At 73.4% G+C, this 25,844-nt stretch carries 23 protein-coding genes; 4 read left to right on the plus strand and 19 right to left on the minus strand.

All coding sequences use genetic code 11. The annotated features are described in order from the left end of the window. Window positions 1–557, plus strand: a 557-nt coding sequence (locus tag PSU4_RS07390; protein WP_147103974.1) for a PepSY domain-containing protein, incomplete at its 5' end; no start/stop codon positions are given. A 52-nt stretch (window positions 558–609) separates the two neighbouring features. Here PSU4_RS07390 and PSU4_RS07395 read toward each other — a convergent pair. From PSU4_RS07395 to mftF, 5 genes are all read right to left on the minus strand, one after another. Then, a complete protein-coding gene (locus PSU4_RS07395; RefSeq protein ID WP_147103977.1) occupies window positions 610–1,344 on the minus strand; it encodes an SRPBCC family protein in 735 nt (244 codons plus the stop codon). A gap of 122 nt (window positions 1,345–1,466) precedes the next feature. Further along, window positions 1,467–2,318 (minus strand): FAD binding domain-containing protein, encoded by an 852-nt coding sequence (locus PSU4_RS07400; protein WP_147103980.1) that lies wholly within the window; start codon window positions 2,316–2,318, stop codon window positions 1,467–1,469. Beyond that, the gene (locus PSU4_RS07405; RefSeq protein WP_147103983.1) at window positions 2,315–4,792 is read right to left on the minus strand and encodes a xanthine dehydrogenase family protein molybdopterin-binding subunit; all 2,478 of its coding nucleotides are present in this window, start codon (window positions 4,790–4,792) and stop codon (window positions 2,315–2,317) included. Before PSU4_RS07405 ends, PSU4_RS07400 begins: the two co-directional genes overlap by 4 nt. Window positions 4,793–4,794: 2 nt before the next feature. Next, on the minus strand, window positions 4,795–5,310 hold the full coding sequence (locus tag PSU4_RS07410; RefSeq protein ID WP_147103986.1) for a (2Fe-2S)-binding protein: 516 nt from the start codon (window positions 5,308–5,310) through the stop codon (window positions 4,795–4,797). Window positions 5,311–5,592: 282 nt separating this feature from the next. Next, entirely contained in the window at window positions 5,593–7,041 is a 1,449-nt protein-coding gene (mftF, locus tag PSU4_RS07415) for a mycofactocin biosynthesis glycosyltransferase MftF (RefSeq protein WP_147103989.1), read from the minus strand. Window positions 7,042–7,153: 112 nt separating this feature from the next. Here mftF and PSU4_RS07420 point away from each other — a divergent pair, with 112 nt between their 5' ends. Beyond that, window positions 7,154–8,299 (plus strand): alkaline phosphatase family protein, encoded by a 1,146-nt coding sequence (locus PSU4_RS07420; RefSeq protein WP_147103993.1) that lies wholly within the window; start codon window positions 7,154–7,156, stop codon window positions 8,297–8,299. A gap of 139 nt (window positions 8,300–8,438) precedes the next feature. Here the strand turns inward: PSU4_RS07420 and PSU4_RS07425 are convergent, their stop codons facing one another. From PSU4_RS07425 to mftA, 7 genes are all read right to left on the minus strand, one after another. Next, window positions 8,439–8,993, minus strand: a complete 555-nt coding sequence (locus PSU4_RS07425) for a cyclodeaminase/cyclohydrolase family protein (protein WP_147103996.1) — start codon at window positions 8,991–8,993, stop codon at window positions 8,439–8,441. Next, window positions 8,990–10,687 (minus strand): formate--tetrahydrofolate ligase, encoded by a 1,698-nt coding sequence (locus tag PSU4_RS07430; RefSeq protein ID WP_147103999.1) that lies wholly within the window; start codon window positions 10,685–10,687, stop codon window positions 8,990–8,992. The genes PSU4_RS07425 and PSU4_RS07430 overlap by 4 nt, the downstream gene beginning before the upstream one ends. Window positions 10,688–10,786: 99 nt before the next feature. Beyond that, window positions 10,787–11,479 carry a mycofactocin biosynthesis peptidyl-dipeptidase MftE gene (mftE, locus tag PSU4_RS07435; protein WP_147104002.1) on the minus strand — a complete coding sequence of 231 codons (693 nt, stop codon included), beginning with the start codon at window positions 11,477–11,479 and terminating at the stop codon, window positions 10,787–10,789. A 9-nt stretch (window positions 11,480–11,488) separates the two neighbouring features. After that, complete coding sequence (locus PSU4_RS32215) at window positions 11,489–15,331, minus strand: oxidoreductase (RefSeq protein WP_246114989.1); 3,843 nt, start codon at window positions 15,329–15,331, stop codon at window positions 11,489–11,491. 61 nt (window positions 15,332–15,392) lie between these two features. After that, window positions 15,393–16,625, minus strand: coding sequence for a mycofactocin radical SAM maturase (gene mftC / locus PSU4_RS07445; protein ID WP_147104005.1), 1,233 nt, complete (start codon window positions 16,623–16,625; stop codon window positions 15,393–15,395). A 12-nt stretch (window positions 16,626–16,637) separates the two neighbouring features. After that, window positions 16,638–16,946: a mycofactocin biosynthesis chaperone MftB gene (gene mftB / locus PSU4_RS07450; protein WP_147104008.1), complete on the minus strand. Its 309-nt coding sequence runs from the start codon at window positions 16,944–16,946 to the stop codon at window positions 16,638–16,640. Beyond that, window positions 16,936–17,040, minus strand: a complete 105-nt coding sequence (gene mftA / locus PSU4_RS07455) for a mycofactocin precursor MftA (RefSeq protein ID WP_147104010.1) — start codon at window positions 17,038–17,040, stop codon at window positions 16,936–16,938. Before mftA ends, mftB begins: the two co-directional genes overlap by 11 nt. Before the next feature lie 147 nt (window positions 17,041–17,187). On the opposite strand from mftA, the gene PSU4_RS31170 reads away from it, so the two are divergent. Beyond that, on the plus strand, window positions 17,188–18,321 hold the full coding sequence (locus PSU4_RS31170) for a GNAT family N-acetyltransferase (protein ID WP_186816795.1): 1,134 nt from the start codon (window positions 17,188–17,190) through the stop codon (window positions 18,319–18,321). A 73-nt stretch (window positions 18,322–18,394) separates the two neighbouring features. Here the strand turns inward: PSU4_RS31170 and PSU4_RS07465 are convergent, their stop codons facing one another. The 4 genes from PSU4_RS07465 to PSU4_RS07480 form a co-directional block, all read right to left on the minus strand. After that, window positions 18,395–19,153: an SDR family NAD(P)-dependent oxidoreductase gene (locus tag PSU4_RS07465; protein ID WP_147104013.1), complete on the minus strand. Its 759-nt coding sequence runs from the start codon at window positions 19,151–19,153 to the stop codon at window positions 18,395–18,397. Further along, the gene (locus tag PSU4_RS07470) at window positions 19,150–21,099 is read right to left on the minus strand and encodes an oxidoreductase (RefSeq protein ID WP_147104016.1); all 1,950 of its coding nucleotides are present in this window, start codon (window positions 21,097–21,099) and stop codon (window positions 19,150–19,152) included. The genes PSU4_RS07465 and PSU4_RS07470 overlap by 4 nt, the downstream gene beginning before the upstream one ends. A gap of 160 nt (window positions 21,100–21,259) precedes the next feature. Then, window positions 21,260–21,910: a DUF6069 family protein gene (locus PSU4_RS07475; RefSeq protein WP_147104019.1), complete on the minus strand. Its 651-nt coding sequence runs from the start codon at window positions 21,908–21,910 to the stop codon at window positions 21,260–21,262. A 180-nt stretch (window positions 21,911–22,090) separates the two neighbouring features. Continuing rightward, complete coding sequence (locus tag PSU4_RS07480) at window positions 22,091–23,314, minus strand: sensor histidine kinase (protein ID WP_147104022.1); 1,224 nt, start codon at window positions 23,312–23,314, stop codon at window positions 22,091–22,093. A gap of 68 nt (window positions 23,315–23,382) precedes the next feature. On the opposite strand from PSU4_RS07480, the gene PSU4_RS07485 reads away from it, so the two are divergent. Beyond that, a complete protein-coding gene (locus PSU4_RS07485) occupies window positions 23,383–24,030 on the plus strand; it encodes a response regulator (protein ID WP_147104025.1) in 648 nt (215 codons plus the stop codon). 6 nt (window positions 24,031–24,036) lie between these two features. On the opposite strand, the gene PSU4_RS07490 is transcribed toward PSU4_RS07485, so the two are convergent. From PSU4_RS07490 to PSU4_RS07500, 3 genes are read right to left on the minus strand one after another with little or no spacing between them, the layout of a single operon-like run. Then, complete coding sequence (locus PSU4_RS07490; protein WP_147104028.1) at window positions 24,037–24,858, minus strand: glycoside hydrolase family 16 protein; 822 nt, start codon at window positions 24,856–24,858, stop codon at window positions 24,037–24,039. Then, window positions 24,852–25,613 carry a polysaccharide deacetylase family protein gene (locus PSU4_RS07495; RefSeq protein ID WP_147104031.1) on the minus strand — a complete coding sequence of 254 codons (762 nt, stop codon included), beginning with the start codon at window positions 25,611–25,613 and terminating at the stop codon, window positions 24,852–24,854. Before PSU4_RS07495 ends, PSU4_RS07490 begins: the two co-directional genes overlap by 7 nt. Then, complete coding sequence (locus PSU4_RS07500; RefSeq protein WP_147104033.1) at window positions 25,613–25,840, minus strand: hypothetical protein; 228 nt, start codon at window positions 25,838–25,840, stop codon at window positions 25,613–25,615. Before PSU4_RS07500 ends, PSU4_RS07495 begins: the two co-directional genes overlap by 1 nt. Between the last annotated feature and the right edge of the window lie 4 nt (window positions 25,841–25,844).

Consider the following 25,844-nt stretch of genomic DNA (forward strand, 5'->3'; position numbering starts at 1 on the left):
TTAGCCGAGCGTTAGGGATCGGGCAGCGCGGCGCTAGGCGCCGCGGCGGCATCGTCGTGCAGGTCGGACGAACCCGACGAACAACCGACCTGGAGGACACCGTGAACATCCGCCGCCCCGTCGTTCTGGCCGCCGCCACCGGCGTCACCCTGCTCGCCCTCACCGGCACCGCGCTGGCCCTCGGCACCGGGGGCGACGACAGCACGACCCGCACCCCCACCGTGCCGACGACGTCCACGAGCTCGACGGGCGCGCCCCCCACCCCGCTGCTCACCGACACCGCGCAGGCCGCGGTCGACCGCTCCGCCGCCGAGCAGGCTGCGGTGGCGCACGTGGGTGGCGGGCAGGTCGTCGAGGTGGAGCGGGAGTTCGAGCACGGCCGGCAGGTGTGGGAGGTCGACGTCCGGACGACGTCGGGCCTGCGGGAGCTGCACGTCGACACCGCGACGGGCCAGGTGACCCGCGACCGCCTCGACGACGATGACGACGATGACGACGACCGCCGGGTCGGGGACGACGACCGCCGGGTCGGCGACGACGACCGCTGGGACGACTGACCTCGTGAGTGGCAATAGTCGCGATAGCGACTATTGCCACTCACAGGTAGTTCTACTTCGAGCGCAGGCGACGCACCACGACGAAGATCGCCAGCAGCGCGCCCAGCACGCCGACGACCGGCGCCACCCGCTTCAGGACGGGCGCGCCGGCGGAGTCGAGCAGGTCGATGGCGTCGACCTCGCTGCGCAGCGGGCCACCCGTCGGCGTCGACTTCGGGGTCGTCGCCGGCTTCGGCGCCTCGGAGCCGGCGGTGGCCGACGTCGGGGCGCTGGTCGGCGCGGCCGCGGCCGGAGCGTCGGCCGACGGCGCCGCGGGTGCGGCGTCGGCGGCCTCGGCGCCGGAGGCGCCCAGCTTGTCGGTCAGGCACGACGCGAACTGGCCGATGATCTTCTCGCTGACGTCGGAGATGACGCCGCGGCCGAACTGGGCCGGACGGCCGGTGATCGAGAGGTCGGTGACCATCGTGACCTCGGTCTTGTCCGGGCCCTGGGACACCATGGAGCCGGTGACCTTGGCCGCGGCGGTGCCGTTGCCGCGGGAGTCGCGGCCGGTGGCGTCGATGACGACCTTGTGGTTGGCGTCGTCACGCTCGACGTAGGTGCCCTTGCCCTTGTACGTCAGGGAGATGGGGCCGAGCTTGACCTTGACGGTGCCGGTGAACGAGTCGTCCTCGTACTCGGTCAGGGTGGCACCCGGGAAGCACGGCGCGACCGTCTCAGGATTGTTCAGGGCCGCCCAGGCCTCCTCGATCGGCGCCGCGATCGTGAACTTGTTCTCCAGCTGCATCGGTACTGCCTCCTCTTCGGGGCCACTCTCCCGCCGACCGGGCGGGAGGGGCCGAAAAACCCCCACACAACACTGTGGACGCCCACCCGGAACGGGCGGGCGTCCACAGATGACGCTGTTGCTCAGCCCGCTGCCGCGAGCACCGCCCGGCCGGTCAGCACCCTTGCCAGGTGCTCACGGTAGTCGGCTGCGGCGTCGGCGTCACTCGGTGCGGCAGTGCCCTCCGTCGCGTGCTCGGCCGCGGCACGTGCCGAGTCCTCGTTCGCCTGCTGCCCGACGAGTGCCGCCTCGACGCCGCTCGCGCGGATCGGGGTGGTGCCCATGTTGGTCAGCCCGACCCGGGCCTCGGCGATCGAGCCGCCGTCGATGCGCAGGGCCACGGCGACCGCGCACATCGACCAGGCCTGAGCGGTCCGGTTGAACTTCTCGTAGTGGGAGGCCCAGCCGGTGTACTTCGGGAACCGCACCTGGGTGAGGATCTCGCCCTCGCCGATGGCGGTCGTGAAGTAGTCGACGAAGAATTCGCTCGCGCCGACGGTGCGGGTGCCGGAGGCGCCCGCGATGACGAACTCGGCGTCGAGCGCGAGCGCGACGGCGCCGAGGTCACCGGCGGGGTCGGCGTGCGCGAGGGCGCCGCCGAGGGTGCCGCGGTGGCGGACCTGCGGGTCGGCGACGGTCGCGGTGGCCTGCGAGAGCAGCGACACGTGCTGCTTCACCAGGTCGTCGCGCATGACGTCGTGGTGCGGGACCATGGCGCCGATGGCGATGCGGTCGCCGTCCTCGGCGATCCGGCGCAGGTCGGCGATGCCGCCGAGGTCGATGATCGTCGACGGGGCGGCGAGCCGCAGCCGCAGCACGGGCAGCAGGCTCTGTCCGCCGGCGAGGATCTTGGCGTCCTCACCGGCGTCCCGCAGCGCCGCCACGGCCTCGTCCACCGACGAGGGCCGCACGTAGTCGAACTTGGCGGGGATCACTGGACCTCTCCCTGGGGGTTGTTCGGGTCGATCGAGCCGAGGCCCGCGCCCGGCGAGTGGGTGTCGACGGGAGTCTCCTGCGTGCTGCGGCCCTGCGCCTCCTGGATGGCCCGCCACACGCGCTGCGACGTCGTCGGCATCTCGACGTTGGTCACGCCGAGGTGCCGGAGCGCGTCGATGACGCCGTTGACGATAGCGGGGGTGGAAGCAATGGTGCCCGCCTCGCCGACGCCCTTGACGCCCAGCGGGTTCGACGTGGCCGGCGTGGAGACCGTCGACGACTCGAAGCTGGGGAGGTCCGCCGCCGAGGGCAGCGTGTAGTCGACGAAGGTCCCGTTGACCAGGGTGCCCTGGTCGTCGTAGTTGGCCTCCTCGAACAGTGCCTGCGCGATGCCCTGGGCGAGCCCGCCGTGGACCTGCCCCTCGGCGATCAGCGGGTTGACGACGTTGCCGATGTCGTCGACGCAGACGTAGCGGCGGAGCGTGACCCGGCCGGTCTCGGTGTCGACCTCCATCGCGGCGAGGTGCGTGCCGTGCGGGAAGGAGAAGTTCTCCGGGTCGTAGACGGCGTCGGAGTCGAGGCTCGGCTCCATGTCCTCGGGGTAGTCGTGCGCCATGAACGCGGCGAACGCCAGCTCCTGGATGGCCTTGCCCTTGTCGGTGCCGCGGACGGTGAACTGGCCGGCGTTGAACTCGATGTCGTCCTCGGACGCCTCGAGCAGGTGCGCGGCCAGCTTCTTCGCCTTCGCGATGACCTTCTCGGCCGCCTTGACGACGGCGATGCCGCCGACGACGAGCGACCGGGACCCGTAGGTGTCGAGGCCCTTCGGCGAGATCTGGGTGTCGCCGTGGAGGATCTCGACGTCCTCGAACGGCACGCCGAGCTGGTCGGCGACGATCTGGCTGAACGCCGTCTCGTGGCCCTGGCCGTGCGCCGAGGCGCCGGTGACGACCTCGACCTTGCCGGTGGCGAGCATACGGATGCTCGCCGCTTCCCAACCACCGGCGCCGTAGGCGAGGGAGCCGAGGACGCGGGACGGGGCGAGACCGCACATCTCGGTGAAGGTGGAGATGCCGATGCCGAGCTGGACCTTGTCACCGCGGGCGCGGCGCTCCTCCTGCTCGCGGCGCAGGCCGGCGTAGTCGAACGTCGCCATGGCCTGCTCGGTGGCCTGCTCGTAGTTGCCCGAGTCGTAGGTCAGACCGACGACGGTGGTGAACGGGAACTCCTCGTGGGTGATCCAGTTCTGCTTGCGCAGGTCCATCGGGTCGCGGCCGAGCTCGACGGCGAGCTCGTCCATGATCCGCTCGATGCCGAACGTCGCCTCGGGGCGTCCCGCGCCGCGGTAGGCGTCGGTCAGGGTCTTCGTGGTGAAGACGTTGGTGCAGGTGAACTTGAGCGCCGGGATCTTGTAGATCGCGTTGAACATGAACGCGCCCAGGATCGGCACGCCCGGGCCGACGAGGCCCAGGTAGGCGCCCATGTCGGCGAGCAGGTGGACGTCGAGGCCGGTGACCGTGCCGTCCTTCTTCGCCGTGATCGTCAGGTCCTGGATCTGGTCACGGCCGTGGTGGGCGGCGAGCAGGGACTCCGACCGGGTCTCGGTCCACTTGACGGGCTTGTTGAGCCGCTGCGCCAGCGCGACGCAGAGCATCTCCTCGGGCAGTACACCGATCTTGCCGCCGAAACCGCCGCCCACGTCGGGGGCGATGACGCGCAGCTTGGCCTCGGGCACGCCGAGGGTCACGGTCGTCATGGTGCGCAGGATGTGCGGGACCTGGGTCGCGGCCCACACGGTGATCTGCTCACCGGTCGGGTCGACGACGCAGGAGCGCGGCTCCATGAACGCGGGGATGAGGCGCTGCTGGCGGAACCGGCGCCGCACGACGACCGAGTCGGGGTCGGCCTCCGCGGCGGCGATGGCCTCGTCGACGCTGCCGCCGGTGCCGGCGGCGCCCGAGTCGAACGCCCAGGTGGCGTTCTCGTTGGTGCCGAGGTCGGGGTGGACCAGGGTGGCGCCCTCGGCGAGGGCGGCCTCCATGTCGAGGACCGGCTCGAGCGCGTCGTAGTCGATCTCGACGAGGTCGCCCGCGTCGCGGGCCTCGGCGGCGGTGCGGGCCACGACGACCACGACACCTTCGCCGGCGAAGTGCACGGTGCCCGTGGCGAGCAGCGGCCGCTGGGGCGCCTTCATGTCCGGGGTGATCGGCCACGCGCAGGGCAGGCCGACGGACTCGACGCCCAGGTCGGCGGCGGTGAACACGCCGATGACGCCCGGCGCCGCCTCGGCGGCGGACTTGTCGATGCTCGTGATCGTCGCGTGCGCGATCGGCGAGCGGACGACGTGCAGGTGCAGCGTGCCGTGCGGGGTGATCGCGTCGGTGTAGCGGGTGCGCCCGGTGATGAGGCGCGCGTCCTCCTTGCGGGTGCGCGCCTTGCCGAGCTCGGTGGTGGGTTCGGCGGTCGTCGTCATGCTCAGTTGCCTCCCGCAACGGGGGCCGGCGACTCGGTGGGGGCCGACGCGCCGGGCTTCATCATCTGCGCGGCGCGCTGCACCGAGCGGACGATGTTCTGGTAGCCGGTGCAGCGGCAGAGGTTGCCCTCGATGCCTTCACGCACCTCGGTCTCGTCGGGGTCGGGGTTGTCCCCGAGCAGGTCGACGGCCGCCATGATCATGCCGGGGGTGCAGTAGCCGCACTGCAGGCCGTGGCACTCGTTGAACGCCTTCTGAACGGGGTGCAGCTCACCGTCGCGGGCGAGCCCCTCGATGGTCAGCACCTCGGCGCCGTCGGCCTGGACCGCCAGGACGGAGCAGGACTTCACGCTCTGCCCGTTCAGGTGGACGGTGCAGGCACCGCAGTTGCTCGTGTCGCAGCCGACGACTGTCCCGGTCTTGCCCAGACGCTCCCTCAGGTACTGCACCAACAACATTCGGGGCTCGACGTCGTCGGCGTAGTTCACGCCGTCGACCGTGACCCGGACCTGTGCCATGAGTCTCACTCCTCAACCGCGACGTCGGTGGCTTGTCGCGAGGACTACCGGGGGTGTGTCGCCCCCGCCGCGGCAGGGCCGCGCGGGGCACCGCGCACACGTGTGGCGGTCGACACATCACACTCCCGATGATCGACCGGTGCAACACGGTCGACGGGCGCCGATGCGGGTCACGGGGCGTGTGCGTGCTCCATCGGGTCACGGTTTCCGCAACAGCGGCGCAGATTGCGGAACCAATACGCAGACGCGGCACGGTCCCGACCGGCTCTTCATCCTTTCGGACTAGCCCTGTCGGTGTGGCCGCCGCCGACCCGGCCCGGTCGGACGCAGCGGTGCCGCCGTCCGGTGCCGCCACGCACCCCACCACAGCCCGGCGCCGTAACCGAGGTCGTCGAGCCGGTGGGCGCCGACGTGGGCGAGCGGTCCGGGCCCGTCGGCGTCGTGACCGCGGTGGGTCCACCAGTCGACGACGCCCTCGACCACCGCGGCGACCGCGACCGCGCGGCGGGCCCGCGCCGAGAACAGGCACGCGAGCACGGCGACGGGCCAGAAGTGCCGGGTGAGCGCCGACCCGGTCTGGGCGAGCGCGCCGACGAGACCGATCCCGGTCAGCCGGGCGGCGGCGAGCCGGGGCCTGCGCAGCTTCCCGAGTTTCCGCGACAGCCGTTCCGCCGCCCCGGCCGTGATCACCGCGGCCAGCGCCGTCGCCCCGCGACGTTGCACCAGGAGCAGCGCGCACACCGCGGCCGACCACGGTGAGAGCACCATCGGCGGCACCGCACCGGTGTGCCGCAGCGCGAGCGGCGCCGCTCCCGTCCCGTAGAACGTCTTGCGTCCCCACCACTGAACGACGTCGACGCGATGGTCGTGCGCGACGTGCGACGCCGGCTCGTAGCGCAGCCGCCACCCCTGGGCGTGCAGCCGCAGCACGAGATCGACGTCCTCGGCGACGTGCAGCTCCTCGTCGAACCCGGTGCCCGCGGCGTCGCGCCGCACCAGGAGTGCGGCGCTGGGCACGTAGGCCACCCGCGAGCGGGGGACGACGGGTGCCGCGTCGAGCCCGAGGTCCAGTGAGGACCGGACGGCCTCGTAGCGGCTCACCCACGTCGTGCCCGCGTCGAGGGCGACGATCCGCGGCGCGACGAGCCCGACGGCGGGGTCGGCGAACCGGTCGAGCAAGGGCTCCAGCCAGCCCGGCCGGGGCACGACGTCGGAGTCGAGGAACGCCACCAGTTCGGTCGTGGCGGCGGCGAGGCCGGCGTTGCGGGCGGCGGCGGGGCCGCGGGCGGTGTCGTTGCGCAGCACCGTGACCGGGCTGTCGTGGCCGACCGCGACGGGGACCGCCGACCCGTCGTCGACGACGACGATCCCGCCCAGGTCCGCGGGCAGCGTGGCGAGCAGCCGGACCAGCCCAGCTGTCCGGTCCTTCACGGGGACGACGACGGTGACGTCCTTCGCCGTCGGTCGCTCCAACGCGGCGACGGGCCGAGCCGGCTGGGCCAGTCCGCCGTCGAGCAGCAGCCGTGCGAGTGCGCGGGAGGCCGGGTCGGCGACGGTGATCGTGTTGCCCGTGTCGACGATCGCGCGTGCCTTCGCGGTGAGGTGCACCAGCCGCGGCGGCGCACCGCCGAGCAGCGCGGCGCCGTCGTCGAGGATCCTCGTCCGCCGGTCGAGGACGATCCGGAACCCGTCGGGCAGCCGGGTGTCCTGCGGGCCCGTCTGTGAGGTCATCGGCCGCCATTGTGCCCGCCCCTGTGCGTGGCGCCCTGTGAGTGGCGATAGTCGCTATAGCGACTATCGCCACTCACAGGGGCACTCCGTCGCAGATGGCAGGCTGCACACCGTGACGGCCCCCCTGCTCCCGCGCTACGGCACCGCCTCACTCGCCGAGGTGCTGCCCTCGGTGCTCGCCGCGCTCGGTGTCCCCGGCCCCGCGCCCCTGCCGCTGCCGCCGGTGCGTGCCGCGTGCGTGCTGCTCGTCGACGGGCTCGGCACCGAGCTGCTGCGCACCCACGCCGCCGACGCGCCCTTCCTCTCGACCATGGCCGACGCCGGCCCGCTGACCGTCGGGTTCCCGTCGACGACCCCGATCAGCCTCGCGTCACTGGGCACCGGCCTGCCGCCCGGCGGACACGGTCTCGTCGGCCTCTCCTTCGACCCCGGCGACCAGGCCCTCCTCGACGTCCTGCGCTGGACCAGGGCACGCGACGGCAAGCACGTCGACCAGCGCGACCTCCACGTGCCCGAGGTCGTGCAACCGTCGGACACCGCGTTGCAACGGGCCGCCGCCGACGGGGTCGTCGTCACCGCGGTGGCGCCCGCGTTCCAACGAGAGTCGGGCCTCACCCGCGCCGCGCTGCGCGGCGGGACCTTCCGCGGGGTGCTGGCCCTCGGCGACCTCGCCGCCGAGATCGACGCCGCGCTCACCGGCCCCGGGCGGCGCCTCTGCTACGGCTACCACTCCGACCTCGACACCCTCGGCCACGTCCACGGCCCGGGCACGCTCCCGTGGCGGTTGCAGCTGCGCCAGATCGACCTGCTGGTGTCGACGATCGCCGCCGCCCTCCCGCCCGATGCCTTGCTCGTCGTCACCGGGGACCACGGGATGATCACCGTCGACCGCGCTCCCGACTTCGACACCGACGAGACCCTGCAGGCCGGGGTCTCGCTGCTGGGTGGCGACGCCCGGGCCCGGCACGTCTACACGACGCCCGGGGCCATCGACGACGTGCTCGCGACGTGGCAGGACGTGCTCGGCGACGACGCCTGGGTCGTCACCCGCGACGAGGCCGTGGCCGCCGGCTGGTTCGGGCCGCTGGGGCCGCATGTCGCCGGGCGGATCGGCGACGTCGTCGCGGCGATGCGCGGCGGTACCGCGCTGGTGCGCAGCCAGGCCGAACCCAAGCTCGCGAAGCTCGTCGGCCAGCACGGCTCGTTGACGAGCGCCGAGCAGCTCGTGCCGCTGCTCGTCACCGGCCCGCAGAGCTGACAACCCACCCCGCGCGCAACCTCACGGTCGTCGCGCGGGCCGAACACGACCGTGAGGTTGCGCCCGACCTCTTGCGCCCGACCTCTTCCGCCCGACCTCTTGCGCCCGACTTCTTGCGCCCTTCTCGCACCGCCGTACGTCAGCCGGACGGGGCCACCGCCGGGAAGGCGGCGAACGCCGTCTCGGCGGCGGAACGAGCAGCAGCGGCGGCACGGGCGGCGCGGGCGAGGCGTGGGTCGTCGGGACTCCCCGCCAGGTTCTCCGCGACCATCGTCGCCGCGGAGGCAGCAGCGCCCGCCGCCAGGAACACCGCGGTCGCGGCGTCGGCACGCAGGTTGCGGTTCCCCCCACCGACGAGCGGGACCGCCAGCGCGGCGACCTCCGCGGCGGCCTCGGCGGTGGCGAGGGGCACCTCGGCCGCGTGGGAGCGCGCCGCCGCCTCGCCCGGACCGCGACGTGCCGCCATGAACGCCGAGTAGGCGGCGATGTCGTCGTCGGCCAGGCCGCAGGCCATGGCGCGCAGACGGTCCGCGAGATCAGCGCCAGGCGCACCGGGGGCGAACCGCGCCGCCATCCCCGCCAGCGCGGCCGCCTGCGCCGCGACGAGCGCCGCCACCGCACCCCCGGCAGGCGCGGGGGTGCGCGCGGCGACGTCGTCGAGCAGGTCCCGGACGGTGCGGTCGGACAGGCTCACGAGAGGTTGACGACGTTGCCGTCGGCGTCGACGTCGATCTCGTGCGCCGCGGGGTGGGTGCCCAGGCCGGGCATGGTCCGCATGTCACCGCAGATGGGGTAGACGAAGCCGGCCCCGACGGAGGCGCGCACCTCCCGGACCGGGAGGCGCCAGCCGGTCGGGGCGCCCATCAGCGTCGGGTCGGACGAGATCGACAGGTGCGTCTTCGCGATGCACACGGGCAGGTCGCCGAACCCGTTGCGCTCGTAGTTGTCGAGCTGCCGGGAGGCGGCCGGGGCGATGTCGACGCCGTCGGCGCCGTACACCTTCGTCGCGATGATCTCGATCTTCTCCCGCAGCGAGGCGTCGTCGGGGTAGAGGAACGCGAAGTCGGAGGGCTCGTCGGCGGCCTCGGCGACGGCCTGCGCGAGGTCGACGCCGCCGCGCCCGCCGTCGGAGAAGTGCGTCGACACCGCGGCGCGCACCCCCATCGAGGCGGCGATCTCGGCGATGGCGGCGTGCTCGCTGGGGTGGTCGTCGGGGAAGGCGTTGATGGCGACGACCGGCGTGACGCCGTGGATGCGGATGTTCTCGATCTGCTTGCGCAGGTTGGCCCCGCCCGCGTGGACCTCGTCGGGGTTCTCGGCGAGCAGCGCCTCGGGCAGCGCCTTGCCGGCGACGATGCGGTGGTTGCCGGAGTGGGCCTTCAGCGCCCGGACCGTGGTCACCACGACGGCGGCGTCGGGGACGAGGCCCGAGGCGCGGCACTTGATGTTGAAGAACCGCTCGGCGCCCATGTCGGCGCCGAAACCGGCCTCGGTGACGAGGTAGTCGCCGGCGTGGACGCCGATGAGGTCGGCGACGACGGACGAGTTGCCGTGCGCGATGTTGCCGAACGGCCCGGCGTGGACGAGGACGGGCGTGTTCTCCAGCGTCTGCATCAGGTTGGGGCGCAACGCGTCGACCATGATCGCGGCCATCGCGCCGGCGCCCTTGATGTCCTCGGCGGTGACGGCGGACCCGTCGGCGCGGTAGCCGACGACGATGCGTCCCAGCCGCGCGCGCATCTCGGGGATCGACGTCGACAGGGCCAGGATGGCCATGACCTCGGACGCCGCGGTGATGTCGAAACCGGTCTGGCGGGGCACGCCGTCGAGGCGCCCGCCGAGGCCGACGACGATGTTGCGCAACGCCCGGTCGTTGACGTCGAGGACGCGTCGCCAGGTGATGTCGTGCGGGGCGATGCCCTGGGCGTTGCCCTGGAACAGGTGGTTGTCGAGCACCGCGGACAGCATGTTGTGGGCCGCGGTGACGGCGTGGAAGTCGCCGGTCAGGTGCATGTTGAGGATGTCCATGGGGACGACCTGCGAGTAGCCACCGCCCGCGGCGCCGCCCTTGATCCCGAACGTCGGGCCCATCGAGGGCTGGCGGATCGCGATCGTCGCGCGTTTCCCGATGTGGGAGAACGCCTGCCCGAGCCCGACGGTCGTGGTGGTCTTGCCTTCGCCCAGCGGCGTGGGGGTCACCGCGGACACGACCACGTACTTGGCCTTCGGCCTGTCGGCCAGCTCCTGCACGGCCGAGAGCTTGATCTTCGCGACGTGGTCGCCGTGGGGCTGCAGCAGGTGCGACGGGATGTCCATCGCCGCGGCCACCTCGTCGAGGGGCTTGAGGTTCGCCCCGCGCGCGATCGTCAGGTCGGAGGGGAAGCCCATGAACGTCCTCGCTTTGCCCAGCGGTCGTGCGACGGCGCGTCCGTCGTCGCTCCCGAGGCTATGTGAGCCGCGCCTCTCGTCCAGGAAGATGGGTGATCGTCACAAACGTCCGCCGGGTCCGGGCTCCCATTTGTGGAGGGCCACAAGACAGTTGTCGACGATCGTCGCCAGCAGCGCGCGTCCCTCGGCGGCGGAGGCGCCGGTGGGGTCGCCGAGGATGCCGTTGGGGCTCGCCGCCGCTGTCCCGCCTGCGCGCAGGAGCGGGAGGAGGTCGGCGAGGGGCGCGGTGTTGCCGGGTTCGGCGCGGTCGGCGTGCACGGCGGTGGGGGCGATCGCCGCCATGAGGGAGGTCTCGGTGCGCCCGGCGTGCGGGTCACCACCCGGTGTGCCGCAGGGGACCCAGGCCGCGTCGCGGCCCTCGTAGCGGAGCCGTTCGACGGCCTCGACCACGGTCACGAGGTTGCCGCCGTGGCCGTTGACGAACAGCAGCCGCCCGGCCCAGCGGCAGGCGGAACGTCCGTACTCGACGAGCAGCAGCCGCAGCGCCTCGTGCCCGATCGACACCGTGCCGGGGAAGCCTTCGTGCTCCCCCGCGGCCCCGTAGGCGACGGCCGGGGCGACGACGAGTTCGGGTGCGCGCGCCAGGAGACCGGCGGCGACGGCCTCGGCGATCCGGACGTCGGTGTCGAGCGGCAGGTGCGGCCCGTGTTGCTCGACCGACCCGACGGGCACGACGAGCGTCGGCCGCGTGGAGCGCAGCTGTGGCCAGGTGAGATCCCGCAGCAGGGGCACGCGCGGACCTTAACGCCCGCCGAGACCGACGTGAGTGCTGTTCGTGGACGCGCCGACAGCACTCCGGTTGGTCTCGGCGAGCACGATCTCGGCGACGAGCCGCTCGGCGTCGGCGATCGCGGCGCCCACCCGGCGTGGGGCGAGGGCGTCGCCTATCCGGTTCGGGCCCTCGCGTGGGCGCGGCGGGGTGGCGACGACGACCGCGTCGACCTCCCGCGTGTACTCCCGGCCGGTCGGGTGGTGCAGCAGCGTCACGGCCACCCGTCCTGTCGACGTGCGCGCCGCGGCGAGGACGACCGTGTCCGGGGTGCACGTGATGCCGAGGGCGGCGGCGCGGCGTCGGAACATGGGGCGGTGCAGGGTGAGGCCGAGGTCCTGGCCGACGACCATCGCCGCCGCCACCACCTCCACCGCGCAGCCGCGCTCGGCGAGCAGCTCCGCGACGGAGGTGGCCTCGTGGAACCCTGTCCCGTCGACGATCAGCACCTCGCCGCGGGGGTCGGCGGACCCGTCGAGTACGTCGACGACGTCGTGCACCGCCTCGACAGCCCAGGCCGGCCGGTCGGGGATGCCGCCCGTGGCGACGATCCTGATGCCGCGGTGCGTCACCACGTCCCCCGACACGCCTGTGCACAGCTCCACCCCGACCGCGCGGCACTCGGCGACGAGATCCTCGACCAGTACAGCCAGCTCCCCGCGGCCGGGCGCACGAGCGGCGAGCGCCAGCGTCCCGCCGAAGTGGTCCGAGCGTTCGACGAGCCGCACCCGCATCCCCCGCTGCGCCGCCGACGCGGCCGCCCGCAACCCGGCGGGCCCACCGCCGACGACCAGCAACTCCGCCGAGTTCGACACGGGACTGCTTCCGACCATGATCGAACCAGTCCCGTGTCGAACTCGGCGGTCGTCGTCGGGGCGCGGCGTCACCGCGCACGACAACGGCCGGTTCATGCCGACGTTCGCCGTGCACTCCTGGTTGCAGCCGATGCAGGTCCGCGCGCCGGTGCCCGACGCCCACTCCGGGTCGGCGATCTGCCCGCGGACGACCCCGACGAGGTCGCAGTGTCCGGCCGCCAGCGCAGCGCGGGCGTCGTCGGGGCGGGTGTAGCGGCCCGCGCCGAGGACCGGCACCGACACCGCCGCCCGGACCGCCGACGGCAGCGCCGCCGCGTACCCCGCCGGAACCGGCGAGGGGGCCTCGACCAGCTCCAACGTCCGCGTCGCCAGGCCGACCGACGTGCTGAGGTAGTCGACGGACGGCTCGACGAGCCGGGCGGCGGCGACGGCGTCGTCGATCGTCAGCCCGCCGGGGACGTCCTCGCCGCCGCCCAGCCGCACCCCCAGCACCCGGTCCGGCCCGATGGCCGCACGCACGGCGTCGACGACCTCTTCCAACAGGCGCGTCCGGGCGATGCCGTAGGCGTCCGTGCGCAGGTTCGTGTCCGGCGCGAGGAACGCCCGCAGGATCGAGGCCTGCGACGCCTGGACCTCCACCCCGTCGAAGCCGCCCTCGACACACCGCGCCGCGACGTCGGCGTAGGCCGCGATCAGCTCGTCGATCTGCCCGAGCGTCATCGCGACGGGCACCTCGCGGAACATCGGGTCCGGAACCGCCGACGGCCCCCACACCGGCGCCTGCGAGTACAGCCCCGACGACTGGGGCCCGTTGTGGTTGAGCTGCGCCAGCACCGGGACATCGTGGGTGTGCACGGCGTCGGTGAGGCGGCGGTACGCGTCGAGCACGCGGGGGTCGTGGCCGCGGATCATCTGCTCGTACGGCCGGTCTCCGGGGTGGACGGCGTGCTCCTCGGTGATCACGAGCCCGGCCCCGCCGGCGGCCCGCGCCGCGTAGTGGTCGACGTGCCGGCGGCTCGGCAGCCCGTCCTCGGCGAAGCCGGTGAGGTGCGCGGCGAAGACGACCCGGTTGCGCAGCCGCAGCGGCCCGAGCTGCAACGGGGTGAACAGCGGGTCCGGCCCGAGCGCCGTCCGCGCCGCCGGGCGCACCGCCCGAACCCCCTGTGAGCGGGAATAGTCGCTATAGCGACTATTCCCGCTCACAGGCGCTCTGCCCTCCCGGACCGCCTCCTGGATTCCGCGGGGTGCGACGCAGTCGCCGGCGCGGGGGAGGTCGGGGCGCGCGGACCACAGGGTGTCGTCGGGCAGGCGTTGGACGCAGTCGACGACGACCGTGCACGGGACCTCTCGCACGCTGCCGGTGTGCACGTCGCGCAATGACGCGACACCGTCGGCGACGGACCTGACCTCGGTGAACGCCGCGATCGTGACGCCCGCGCGCAGGAGCCGGGCGTGGGCGCCACCGATGTCGGCGCCGGGGCCGAGCCGGGTGCCGGCCGCGGGGTCGGGGGTGACGAGCGTGCAACGGTGCCCTGCCGAGGCGAGCAGCTCCGCCACCCCGATCGCGACCGCGTCCCCCACGGGATCGCTGATGACGACGTCGGCCGGGTTCTGCCGGAACGCCGAGTTCTGCCGGAAGGTGGCGACGAGCTCCGCCGCCGGGATGACGTCCACCCCCGCGCCCACGGGGAAGGCGGGGGGCCGCGGGCGGGAGCCCGTCGCGAGGATGATCTCGACGTCCCGGCGGGAGAGGTCCGCCGGAGTCAGCGCGCGCCCCGTGGTCACCTGGACGCCGAGGTGCGCGAGCTCCCGTTCCCACCACTCGATCAACAGCCCGAAACGTGACCGGCCGGGCAGCGCGGCGGCCAGCCGGAGGGCCCCGCCGAGCTGGGAGTCGCGTTCGACGAGGTGCACCGGCCGTCCCTGCAGCGCGTAGGTCCGGGCGGCCTCCAGCCCGGCCGGCCCTCCCCCGACGACGAGGACCGGCCCGTCTCCCGACGCAGCAGCCGGAGAAGAAGGAGGCGCCGCGTCATCGGAGATCACGACGTTGCGGGGGTCCCGGCCTGCCCACCACCTGCCGGAGAGGGTCGCCGGCCGGACCCGGTCCACCTGGCCGGAGCGGACGAGGGAGACGAGGTCGGGGTCGGCGATCTGCGCCCGGGTCATCTCGACCGCGTCGCACACCCCATCCTCCAGCCCGGAGAGCGCGAGCGAGGGCGAGGCGACCGAGCCCTGCCACACCACGTCGCACCGACCGTCCACGACCGAGCGCATCGCCTCCGCGAGCGCCCGGCCGAACCCTTGTGCGGTGTGCATGTCAGGACGGGTCGCTGCCGTGGAGAAAACGCCCCCGCGCACGGGCACGAGGTAGTCGACGACACCGGCGACGGCGTCGACCACCGGCGCGATCGAGGTGGGCGTGATCCCGGTCCAGGGGGTGAGCTCGTCGCAGCAGAGCCGCAGGCCGAGGACCGCGTCGCCGATCGCGTCGCGGACGACGTCGAGCACCTCGGTCACCACGTCTGGGCAGCCGGCGGACACGCACTGCCGCAGCAGCGCGTACTGCCCGGCGTCGATCTCCACCCCGTCGAGCCCGGAGGAGACGGCGAGCAGGGCGGCGGAGCGGAACCCGTCGACGAGGGCGGGCCGGTCGAACGAGTCAGGCCCCCACATGATCGGCGACGAGAACGCGACGGACCCCTGCGACCCTGCGTGCCCGAGCGAGGCGAGCACCAGGGCCGGGCCGCAGGCGGCGGCAACCGCAGCCCACCCCGGTCCACAGGAGGAGAAGAGAGGCGCCCGCGCGTACGGATGGTCGGACGGGTGCACCGACGCCGTCTCCGTCACGACGACGCCGCAGCCCCCCGCGGCCCGGGCGGCGTAGTAGGGGACGTGCCGCGACGAGAAGACCCGGCCGTCGCCCAGGTTGGTCTCGTGCGGGCCGAACAGCACCCGCGAGGGCGCGACGCGACCCCGCAGCGGCCAGGGCGACGTCAGCACGGCGGCGGGGGTAAGTGCACGGCACCGGACCCGGTCGGGCGGGTCCGGTGCCGGCGGTCTCTCAGCCGCCCGCGACCGGCAGGCGCAGCCCGGAGTCGGACTCCGAGGCACCGAAACCGGTGAGCGGGCTCGTCTCGCACGCACGGTCCGGGCGGGTCGTGAGCGTCAGCGGCACCGGGGCCTTGGGCGTGCGCGAGTTCCGCGGCGCGGAGCGGCTGTGGTCGACGTCGGACTTCGGGATCAGCGTCTCGCCGTCGCGGGCCGCGAGGGCCTGCTCGCCGAAACCGCGGACGCACTCGGGGTCCGGACCGTCCAGCGGCAGGCCGGTGAAGAACTTGGCCGCCATGCAGCCGCCCTGACACGAGTCGTAGTGCATGCACCCGGAGCACGCGCCACCTGTCTGGGGCTGACGCAGCTCGGTGAACAGCTCCGAGTCCTGCCACACCTTCTGGAAGCCACCCTCGGAGCGGACGTTGCCCGCCAGGAAGTTCTCGTGGATCGCGAAGGGGCAGGCGTAGACGTCGCCGACCGGGTCGATGAGGCAGACGACGCGACCTGCGCCGCACAGGTTGAGCCCGGGCAGCGCCTCGCCGTAGGCGGAGAGGTGGAAGAAGGAGTCGCCGGTGAGGACCTGGTCGCCGCGTTCGACGAGCCAGTCGTACATCTGGCGCTGCTGCGACGGGAGCGGGTGCAGCTCGTCCCACACGTCGGCGCCGCGGCCCGAGGGGCGGAGCCGGGTGATGCGCAGCTGGGCGCCGAACTTGTCGGCGATGGCCTTGAACTCGTCGAGCTGGTCGACGTTCTGCCGGGTCATGACGACGCTGATCTTGGGCTGGGCGAACCCGGCCTCGGCGAGGTTCTCCAGCGCGCGCATGGCGGTGGCGTAGGAGCCGGGGCCGCGGACGTGGTCGTTGACGTCGGCGGTCGCGCCGTCGAGAGAGATCTGGATGTCGACGTAGTCGGTCGCCGCGAGCTGGGCGGCGCGCTTCTTGTCGAGCTTGATGCCGTTGGTGGAGAACTTGACGCCGACGTCGTGGGCGATCGAGTAGTCGAGCAGCTCCCAGAAGTCGGGGCGCACGGTCGGCTCGCCGCCACCGATGTTGATGTAGAAGACCTGCATGCGCTGGAGCTCGTCGATGACCGCCTTGGCCTCGGCGGTGGTGAGCTCACGCGGGTCGCGCCGACCCGACGACGACAGGCAGTGCACGCACGCGAGGTTGCACGCGTAGGTGAGCTCCCAGGTCAGGCAGATGGGCGAACTGAGGCCGTACTGGAAGTGGTCGACGAGCTTCACGTCGGTCCCCGATCAGGTGGTGGGACGGGCCTCGATGGTCCCCGAGGCGGCGAGACCGGCCAGGGCCTTGAGGTACGCGGGTCGTTCGGTGTCGGCGACGCCCGCCGCGTCGATCGCGGCGTGCACGTCGCTGTGCTTCTCCAGCCCGGTGACGACGTCGACGAGCTGCGGCGTCTTCAGGAAGGAGAGCTTGCGGGTCCCGAAGTGGTAGACGAGCGCGCCGAACGACTCGGGGCGCAGCGACACCTGCGGGCTGCAGCGGTACGCGGCCCCCGGGTCGAACCCGGGGTCCGCGCCGCCGGAGGTCGGGTCAGTAGACACCGCACATACCGTCGATCGAGACCTCTTCGACGAGGGTCTCCTCGACGAGCGGCTCCTCCTGCGAGGTGGACTGGGTGTTCTCGACCGGCGCCATCGGCTGTCTCCCGTCGTGGGGGTGGTGCTTGGGACGAACTGGACGCTAAATGGCACCCGGTGCCAATGCAAGAGTGACCTGGACCGCCGACCTGTCCGGACCAACCCGTTCGGAGGGGTCCGGACGAGACCGTTCAGACTTGCCGACGTGAGTGCTCCGACGTTGCTGCACCTCTGCACGCCCCCCGAGTGGCGCGCTGCCCTGGCCGACGGCGCGCTCGGTCTGTCGGGTGCGGCGGGCCGGTCGATGGCCGAGTCCGGGTTCGTGCACCTGTCCACCGCCGGGCAGGTCACGCTGCCCGCGAACCGGCTGTTCGCGGGCCGCGACGACATGGTGCTGCTGGCCGTCGACGCCGGCCGGATCGCCGACCTGCGGTGGGAGCCCGGGCTGCCGGACGACCCGTCGGACATGGTCTTCCCGCACGCCTACGGCCCGGTGCCCACGGGCGCGGTCGTCGCGGTGCTGCCGTTCCGCCCGCGTCCCGACGGTGGTTTCGACACGCCCGACGGCCCGCCCGCCCGCGTCGACGCCGCCGCCCGCCGTGACGCGATGGCCTACTCGGTGCTGCGCCGGCTCGCGACGTCGGAGGTGCCCGTCACCGGTGGCGTCGCCGTCGTCACCGAGCCGGTGTCGGCGTCCTACCAGCACAACCAGCTGCTGCTCGACGGCCCGGTCGGGGCGGCGCAGGTGATCGCCGACGCCGACCGCGTCCTGGGTGGGGCCGGGCTCGCGCACCGGGCGGCGACGCTGCGCGGGGTCGACGCCGCGGCGACGGCGGCCGAGCTGGGTCGGCACGGCTGGGAGGTCGACCACCTCGTGTCGCTGGTGACCACGCCCTCGGCCGAACCGCCGCGCCACCGCGTCCACGCCGAGCGTGCACTGCCGTCGGAGCTGCGTTCGTTCTGGGAGGCGTCCTGGCTGCGGTCCACGCCGGGGCTGACCGAACAGCAGCGCGCCCAACTGTCCGACCGGCACGACCTCGAGGACGACGCCGTCGACGTGCACGCCATGGCGATCCGCGAGGACGGGCTCGTCGTCGCCTGCTGCCTGCTGAAGATCGACGGGGCGACCGCGGAGCTCGACGCCGTCGAGACCGCCCCGACCCACCGCGGCCGTGGGCTGGGCGACGCGCTGCTCGCGGGCGCGCTGCGGCAGGCCCACCAGGCCGGGTGCGACCTCGTGTGGCTCGACGCCGACGCCGCCGACTGGCCCCGCGACTGGTACCGGCGCCGCGGGTTCGGCGAGGTCGGCGAGTCGTGGTTCTGCCGCTCGCGCGGGTGACGCCGAGACCGACGGGAGTGCTGTTCGCGCGGCGCGCAACAGCACTCCCGTCGGTCTCGGCGAGGCGAAGCGGCTACGCCGTGTCGCCCGGCTGCGGGAAGTGGGCCATCAACGTCTGCGTCAGCGCGCCGTCGACGAGGATGTGCTGGCCGCTGACGTAGCCGGCGTCGTCGGAGAGCAGGAACGCGGCGACGCGGCCGATGTCCTCCGGCGCCCCGATCCGCCCGACGGGGATCAGCGCGCGGCGCCGCTCGTACATGACCGGGTCGGCGTAGACGGCCTCGGCCATCTCGGTGCGGATCATGCCGGGGCCGATGGCGTTGACCCGCACACCCTGCGGCCCCCACTCGACCGCGGCCTGCCGCGTGTACGCGACCACCCCGGCCTTCGACGCGGCGTACAGGCCGCCGCCCAGCTGCGGCACCTCCGCCGCCATCGACGCGATGTTCACGATCGCCCCGCCCGCCGACGACAGGTGCGGCAGCGCGGCCGCGCTCAGCGCGACGACCGCGCGCAGGTTGACCCCGAGGGTGGCGTCGACGTCGGCCGGGTCGAGGGCCGACAGCGGGCCGCGGCGGATGATGCCGGCGTTGTTGACCAGGCCGTCGAGGCTCCCGGAGACGGCGAGCGCGGCCTCGACCAGCGCGGCCGGGTCGGCGGTGACGTCGCCGGGGACCGCGGTGCCGCCGACCTCGGCCGCAGTCTTGGCGGCGTCGTCGGAGGAGACGTCGTTGACCGCCACGTGCCAGCCCCGCTCGGCCAGCACCCGCGCGATGCCGGCGCCGATGCCGCCGCCGGCACCCGTCACCAGAACGACCTTGCCGTTGCTCATGCCTCTACCCCCACTCGGAACCCGTCCCAGATCGCGTCGATCGCCCGTCGCGGGGCGAGCGCGTCGCCCACCGCCCGGACCTGAATGTCCTGCGCCGCGAGCTCACCGACCAGCGCGTCCTGCGCCACGCCGTACCAGGCCGCGACGACGGCGTCGGCCTCGTCGACCACCTGCTCGCCGGTCCAGTTGTCGCGCGAACGCACGAGACCGTCCTCGATCGCGAGGACGGTGTGGCTCTCCCGGATCCGGACCTTGGCCGCGCCGAGGCGGCGCAGCATCGGCGGCCGGGAGAAGGCGTCGAGCTCGGCGCCCGCGGGCACCGGCGTGATGACGGTGACGACGTGTCCGTCCGCGGCGAGACGCTCGGCCGTCGTGAGGACCTTCCAGTCGGCTTCGCCGGAGTCGAGCACGACGACGCGCTCGCCGCGGACCCCGTGGGTGATCGCGTCGTGGGCGCTGACCGCCACGGAGCCGCCGGGGATCGGAGGCGTGCCGGGGGTCGACCCCGTGGCGACGACGACCAGGTCGGGGTCCAGCGCCTTCACCGACGCGACGTCGGCGTGCACGCCGAGGCGGACGGTCACGCCCAGCCGCCGCACCTGCCGCTCCAGGAACCGTGTCGCCCCGGCGAACTCGTCGCGGTAGGGCATCGCGGCGGCGGCGACGAGCACCTGCCCACCGAGCCGGTCGGAGGCCTCCAGCAGCGTGACGCGGTGTCCGCGCAGGGCCGCGGTCTCGGCCGTCTTCAGCCCGCCCGGCCCGCCGCCGACGACGACCACGTGGCGCGGTTCGTCGACGACCGGAAGCGTTCCGCCCCACTGCTTCTCGAACCCGACGACGGGGTTGACCAGGCACGCGACGGGCACCCCGCGGTGGGGCCCGCCGCGGCAGCCGACGTTGCACGAGATGCAGGGCCGGATCTCGTCGAGCCGGCCCTCGCGCGCCTTGTTCGGCAGGTCCGGGTCGGCGATCAGCGGCCGGACGAGGCAGACCAGGTCGGCGGTGCCGTCGACAAGAAGCTCCTCGGCCTTCTCCGCGCTGACGACGCGCGCGACCGCGAACACCGGCACCCCGCCCGTGACCTCGCGGATCGAGCCGGCGAGGTGCACGAACGGCGCCTGCGGGTAGCTCATGTCGGGGATCTGGCGGTCGATGGAGGCGTAGTTGGACTGGCTGACGCTCACGTAGTGGGTGGGCACCGCGTCGAGCAGCCGGGCGACGATCTCGCGGCTCTCGTCGATCTCCAGGCCGTCGGGGACGAACTCGTCGCCCGACACCCGGATGCCGACGGGCACGTCCGGCCCGGCGACCTCGCGGACCTCGGCGAGGATCCGCAGCGGCAGCCGCAGCCGGTTCTCCAGCGACCCGCCGTACTCGTCGGTGCGGGTGTTGCTGAAGCGGGACAGGAACGAGCAGAGCAGGTAGCCGTGGGCCAGGTAGACCTCGAGGCCGTCGAACCCGGCGGCGAGGAAGCGTCGCGCGGCCGACCGGTAGGACTCGATGAGCTCGGAGATGTCGGCGTGCGTCATGGCGTGCGGGACGACGCGGCTGGACGGGTCCGGCACCGCCGACGGTGCCCACAGCTCACGGTGGCTGGGGAAGCCGCTGCCCTGGCGTCCGAGGTGGGAGAGCTGGGCGAAGATCGCGGCGCCGTGTTCGTGGACGGCGTCGACGACGCGGGCGTACGGGGCGATGCCGGCGTCGTCCCACACCTGGTTGATGCCGCCGAAGGTCAGGCCCGTCGGGTGCACGATGCCGGAGCCCTGGATGATCAGTCCGACGCCGCCACGGGCGCGTTCGGCCAGGTAGTGGGCTTGCCGCTCGGCCAGCGCGTGCTCGTGGGGGTCGACGAAACGGCTGCCGTGACCGGCCATGACGATGCGGTTGCGCAGCCGGACGTTCCCCATGTCGATGGGTTCGAACAGACGCGTCAGCGGAGAGGCCACACCGGGACACTGCCCCCGGAACAGGAGCGTAGTCAAGGTCCTAACGACGACTCTGTTCGAGCGCAGGAAGGCGCCCCCGCACCGGGCTGGTGGGTCCGGTACGAGGGCGCGAGGTCGAGACTGCCTGGTCGGAGTCGCGATCAGGTCTCGAAGTACCCGATCAGTGGAGCCGGCGGCCGCGCGAGGCGGAGGCGGCCGAACCGGCGACGAGCGTCCCGATCGCCAGACCGATGACCAGGTGGATCACCGCGGCCGCACCGGTGATGGCCAGGGCCGTCGTGCCGAGGAACGGGAGCACCACGGCGACAGCGGTCGTGAGCCCGACGATCCAACCGAGGTAGGCCAGCGGGCGCGGCGTCGACAGCAGGAGCAGGTGGGCGAGGCCCGTCGCGGCCAGCGCCGCACCGGCGGCGACCAGACACAGCGTCGTCACCGAGGCCGACGAGCCCAGCGCCGCCGAACCGGCCGGCGCGTAGAGCGCGACGTGGAAGGCCACCCGCACGACCAGCACCCCGACCAGCCCGATCAGCGCCGCCACGACCGCGGTGGCGAGGCCCCCGGCCCAGAGCCGCGTCGCGTCCACGACCGGGCGGTGCTCCACCGGTTCGGTGTGCGTCGGAGCGGCCGGCGGGACGGCGGCGGAGGCTCCGTCGTAGCCGTAGCGGCGCTCGGCCGGGAGTCCGCGCTGCGGCTCGTACCCGCGCTCCGGCGCCGTCGTCTGTGGGGGGACGGCGGTGCGGACCTGCCGGCCGACCGGCGCCATGCGCTCGGTGTCGCCGTCCCAGTAGCGGTTGTCCATCGTCGTGCTCATCGCACTCGCCTCATTCGGTCTGCGGGGCTTCCTCCCCGATGCCTCAAGGCTCTCGCGCGCAACGGATCCGCACCGTCGACCGACCGCCCGATGCACTGGACGACGCCGGTGTCCCCCGATCGACGGACATGGACCACAGCGCTCGTGAGCGGCGATGGTCGCTATAGCGACCATCGCCGCTCACAGGGGCAGGTCGACCGTCACCACCGTTCCGGTCGGCGCCGACGCCGCGGCCGTGAACGTGCCGCCCGCGGCCTCGATGCGCACCCGGTGCGACGCCAGTCCGATGTGGCCACGACGCAGGCTGGTGGTCATCGCGTCGGGCGGCAGGCCCACCCCGTCGTCGGCGACGACCAGCCGCGCGTGGTCGCCCTCGCGGGCCAGCGAGAGCCGCACCGTCGACGCCTTCGCATGCGTCGCCGCGTTACCGACGAGCTCGCGCGCCGTCCGGTACAGCAGCCCGTCCAGCGGGGTGCGCCCGTCGGGCCAGCCGTCCGTCGACACCTCGCCGTCGAACCCGGCGCGGCCCGCCGCGGTACGGACGAGATCGCCCAGCGCCGCCGTCAACCCCGCCCGGTCCAGCACGGCCGGATGCAGCTCCGAGACCGTCGTCCGCAACAGCCGCGACGACTCCAGCAGCGCCTCCTCGATCCGGTCGAACGACTCCGCGTCGCCGGTGTCACGAGCGTCCTCCAGGTCCTGGCGGGCGGCGAGGACGTACTGCAGCGCACCGTCGTGCAAGGCCTCCGACAGCGCCCGGCGCTCGTGCTCCTCGATGCCGGTGAGCTGGTCGAGCAGATCGGTGCGGTCGTTGACGAGCGTGCCGATGGTGTCGACCCGTGAGCGCTGGATCCGCGACAGCCCGATGCAGCCCAACCCCACCCCGGCGACGATCGCCGTCCGCAACAGCAGCGACCCCCACGGCTCCGCGTTCGACTCCTGCGTCGCGATCGCCGCCGCCAGATACACGACGAGCGTCGCCCCCGCCACAGCCGCGCAGATGTGCACCCGCAGCTGCGTGGCGGCGAGCACCGGGATCAGCAGGAAGCCCGCGGAGAGGACGTCGGCGGTCCAGCTCTGCGGCGTCGACAGGCCTGTGAGCAGCGTCAACGACCCCAGCACCAGAAGGTCCACGAGCAGCGCGACCCACGCCAGCCGGACCGGGGCATCGCTGCCGCCGCGCGTCCACAGGAACACCGCGAGCGCCCACATCGCGTACCCGGCGGCGACCAGCGTGCACGCGAACACGTCGTGGGCGGGCGGCACGAACGCCACCGTCAGCGCGACGAACGCGACCAGCACCCCCCGCAGCACCACCTGCAGGTCCACCCCGCGACGGGCGTGGTCCATCGCGACACGCATGACGTCGGGGCCGATGGCGGCCCGCTCGGGGGCGTCGGGCATGGGACCTCCCTGTCGGGAACTGCCCGCGAAGTGTCCACCGCGGACGCTCGGATCCCTATGCTGGCCCGATGGAGTCGTCGGACGCCCGGGTGCGCGTGGTCGTCGCCGACGACCACCCCTTCTTCCGCGACGGCGTCGCCCGCGGTCTCACCACCAGCGGACGCGTCGAGGTCGTGGCGGAAGCCGACGACGGCCGCGAGGCCCTCGCCGCGATCCGCGAGCACTCCCCCGACGTCGCCCTCGTCGACTACGAGATGCCCGACATCGACGGCCTCGGCATCGTCCGGGCCGCCGTCCGCGACGGGCTGCCGACGCGGGTGCTGATCCTGTCGGCGCACACCGAGAGCGCCGTCGTGTTCCAGGCGCTGCAGGAGGGCGCCGCCGGCTACCTGGCCAAGGACTCCAGGCGCGCCGAGATCGTCGAGGCCGTCCTCGACGTCGCCAAGGGCAAGACGGTGGTGCCGCCGGAGCTGGCCGCCGGGCTCGCGGGCGAGATCCGGATGCGCGCGCAGAGCACGGGCCCGGCGCTGTCCGAACGCGAGCGCGAGGTGCTGCAGGCCTTCGCCCGCGGACTCTCCGTGCCGCAGGTGGCGGGCGAGCTGTTCATCGGCGTCAGCACGGTGAAGACGCACGTGCAGCGGCTCTACGAGAAGCTCGGCGTCTCCGACCGGGCGGCCGCGGTCGCCGAGGGGATGCGCCGCGGCCTCGTCGAATAGCGCTGCTCAGGTCCACACCCGGACGTAGTCGACGACGAGGTCCACCGGCCCGGTCCGGTCGGCCTCGGGCGGCCCTGCGTTCCCGCCGACGGCCAGGTTGAGCAGCATGAACGCCGCCTGGGGGTCGGCAGGCCGCGACGGATCGGTGGCGTCGAAGGCCAGCGAGCCGTAGGGCACGCCGTCGAGGGAGAACGTGATCCCGGCCGGGGCCCAGTCCATGCGGACGACGTGGAAGTCGCCGTCGTTCGGTGCGCCCGCTGACCAGCTCGCGAGCGCGGCGTCGTCGGTACCGGTGTGCACGCTGGACTCGCGGGCGCCGTGGCCGAAGTCCTCGAACATGTCGATCTCGCCGCACCGCGGCCACCCGACGGTGTCGATGTCGGCGCCCAGGGTCCACCACGCGGGCCAGAACCCGCGGGTGCTGACGTGCTTGACCCGCGCCTCCCAGTGCCCGTGGCGCTGCGCGAACAGGCCCTTCGTCGTGAGCCGGGCGGACTCCCAGGTCACCTGCCCGTCGGCACCGGTCGTGGGTGTCGCGCGGATGACGAGGTTCCCGGTGCCGTCGAGGAACGAGTTGCGACGCGAGTCCGTGTAGGTCTGCGCCTCGCCGTTGCCCCAGCCGCCGCCGCCGAGGTCGTAGGTCCAGCGTGCCGGGTCGGGGGCGTGGCCCGCGGGGCCGTCGAAGTCGTCGGCGAAGGTGTACACCGGGGGCGGCGCCGCGTTGGCGGTGCCGTTCGAGGCCGGGCCGGTGAGCTCGGCGACCAGCGCCACCGCGGTCACGACGCCCGCCGCAGCGGCGATCCGGATCGCACCGCGCCGCGTCACCACGGTCCCGCCACCGCGTCGAAGTACGTCTTGTCGGGACCGTCGTAGTCGAGCCATGCCTGCCTCGGTGTCGTCGACGGCACCACCCGCCCGGCGCAGATGCCCCTGCGGTCGAGGACGTCCAGAACCAGCGGCACCGCGTCGACGGTGCTCTGGTAGCGGTCGTGGTAGAGCAGGATGTCGCCGTCGCGAGCCTTCTCCGCCTGGTCGAGCATGTCCTCGGGGGTCGCTTCCTCGTAGTCGTCGGAGTCGTAGCTCCACAGCACGAACGTCAGCCCGAGCCGCCGCGCGACGCGCTCGACGGCGTCACTGCTGCGCCCGTACGGCGGCCGGAACAGTGTGGGCGCCGGTCCGCCCATGCCGGTGAGGATCGCCGTCGTCGCCGTGAGCTCGTCGGTGATCTGTTGCTCGGTCTGCTCGTCCAGGAACGGGTGGTCGTAGGTGTGGTTCCCGACCTCGTTCCCCGCGGCGCGGGTGAGGATCACCGTGTCCGGCCGGGCCTGCGCGTCGGCGCCGATCATGAAGAACGTCGCTCGGCTGCCGTGGTCGCGCAGCGCGGCGACGATCTGCGGCGTCGTCACCGGGTCGGGCCCGTCGTCGAAGGTGAGCGCGACATGGCCGTTGGGGCAGGCGTCGCCGCTGCGCACCGGAGCGGCGAGCGAGGTCTCGCGGACGGCGGCGACGCCGTCCGCGACGACCACGGGTGAGGCCGCCACCATGACCGCGAACATCACCTGCCAGACACGGGCGGAGTGCATCAGCGGTGGTTCGGCAGCCGCTCGCCGGGGACACTGCCGCCGTCACGACGGCTCGACCAGTCCTGACCCTCGACGATCATGCGGGGCAGGACACGGTTGATCGCGCTGATGCACGCGATCACGGCGAACGCGGCCAGCACCCACCACAGCGGCGACATCTCCAGGAACGGCAACGAGGCTCCGGCCCCGACGCCCATCGCCGCGGGGGTCAACGCAGAGTTGTACATCGCG

Source organism: Pseudonocardia sulfidoxydans NBRC 16205, assembly GCF_007989085.1.
In the GTDB taxonomy this organism is placed as follows: domain Bacteria; phylum Actinomycetota; class Actinomycetes; order Mycobacteriales; family Pseudonocardiaceae; genus Pseudonocardia; species Pseudonocardia sulfidoxydans.

Excerpts from the sequence above, each read along its gene's own strand:
- mftA (WP_147104010.1), bottom strand. The coding sequence starts at position 17,040 with ATGGCGCCGGTCGAGAACACCCAGTCCACCTCGCAGGAGGAGCCGCTC.
- PSU4_RS07465 (WP_147104013.1), bottom strand. The coding sequence starts at position 19,153 with ATGAGCAACGGCAAGGTCGTTCTGGTGACGGGTGCCGGCGGCGGCATC.
- PSU4_RS07495 (WP_147104031.1), bottom strand. The coding sequence starts at position 25,613 with ATGCACTCCGCCCGTGTCTGGCAGGTGATGTTCGCGGTCATGGTGGCG.
- PSU4_RS07475 (WP_147104019.1), bottom strand. The coding sequence starts at position 21,910 with ATGAGCACGACGATGGACAACCGCTACTGGGACGGCGACACCGAGCGC.
- PSU4_RS07485 (WP_147104025.1), top strand. The coding sequence starts at position 23,383 with ATGGAGTCGTCGGACGCCCGGGTGCGCGTGGTCGTCGCCGACGACCAC.
- PSU4_RS07480 (WP_147104022.1), bottom strand. The coding sequence starts at position 23,314 with ATGCCCGACGCCCCCGAGCGGGCCGCCATCGGCCCCGACGTCATGCGT.
- mftF (WP_147103989.1), bottom strand. The coding sequence starts at position 7,041 with ATGACCTCACAGACGGGCCCGCAGGACACCCGGCTGCCCGACGGGTTC.
- PSU4_RS07430 (WP_147103999.1), bottom strand. The coding sequence starts at position 10,687 with ATGGGCTTCCCCTCCGACCTGACGATCGCGCGCGGGGCGAACCTCAAG.
- PSU4_RS07500 (WP_147104033.1), bottom strand. The coding sequence starts at position 25,840 with ATGTACAACTCTGCGTTGACCCCCGCGGCGATGGGCGTCGGGGCCGGA.
- PSU4_RS07405 (WP_147103983.1), bottom strand. The coding sequence starts at position 4,792 with ATGACGACGACCGCCGAACCCACCACCGAGCTCGGCAAGGCGCGCACC.
- PSU4_RS07395 (WP_147103977.1), bottom strand. The coding sequence starts at position 1,344 with ATGCAGCTGGAGAACAAGTTCACGATCGCGGCGCCGATCGAGGAGGCC.
- PSU4_RS07410 (WP_147103986.1), bottom strand. The coding sequence starts at position 5,310 with ATGGCACAGGTCCGGGTCACGGTCGACGGCGTGAACTACGCCGACGAC.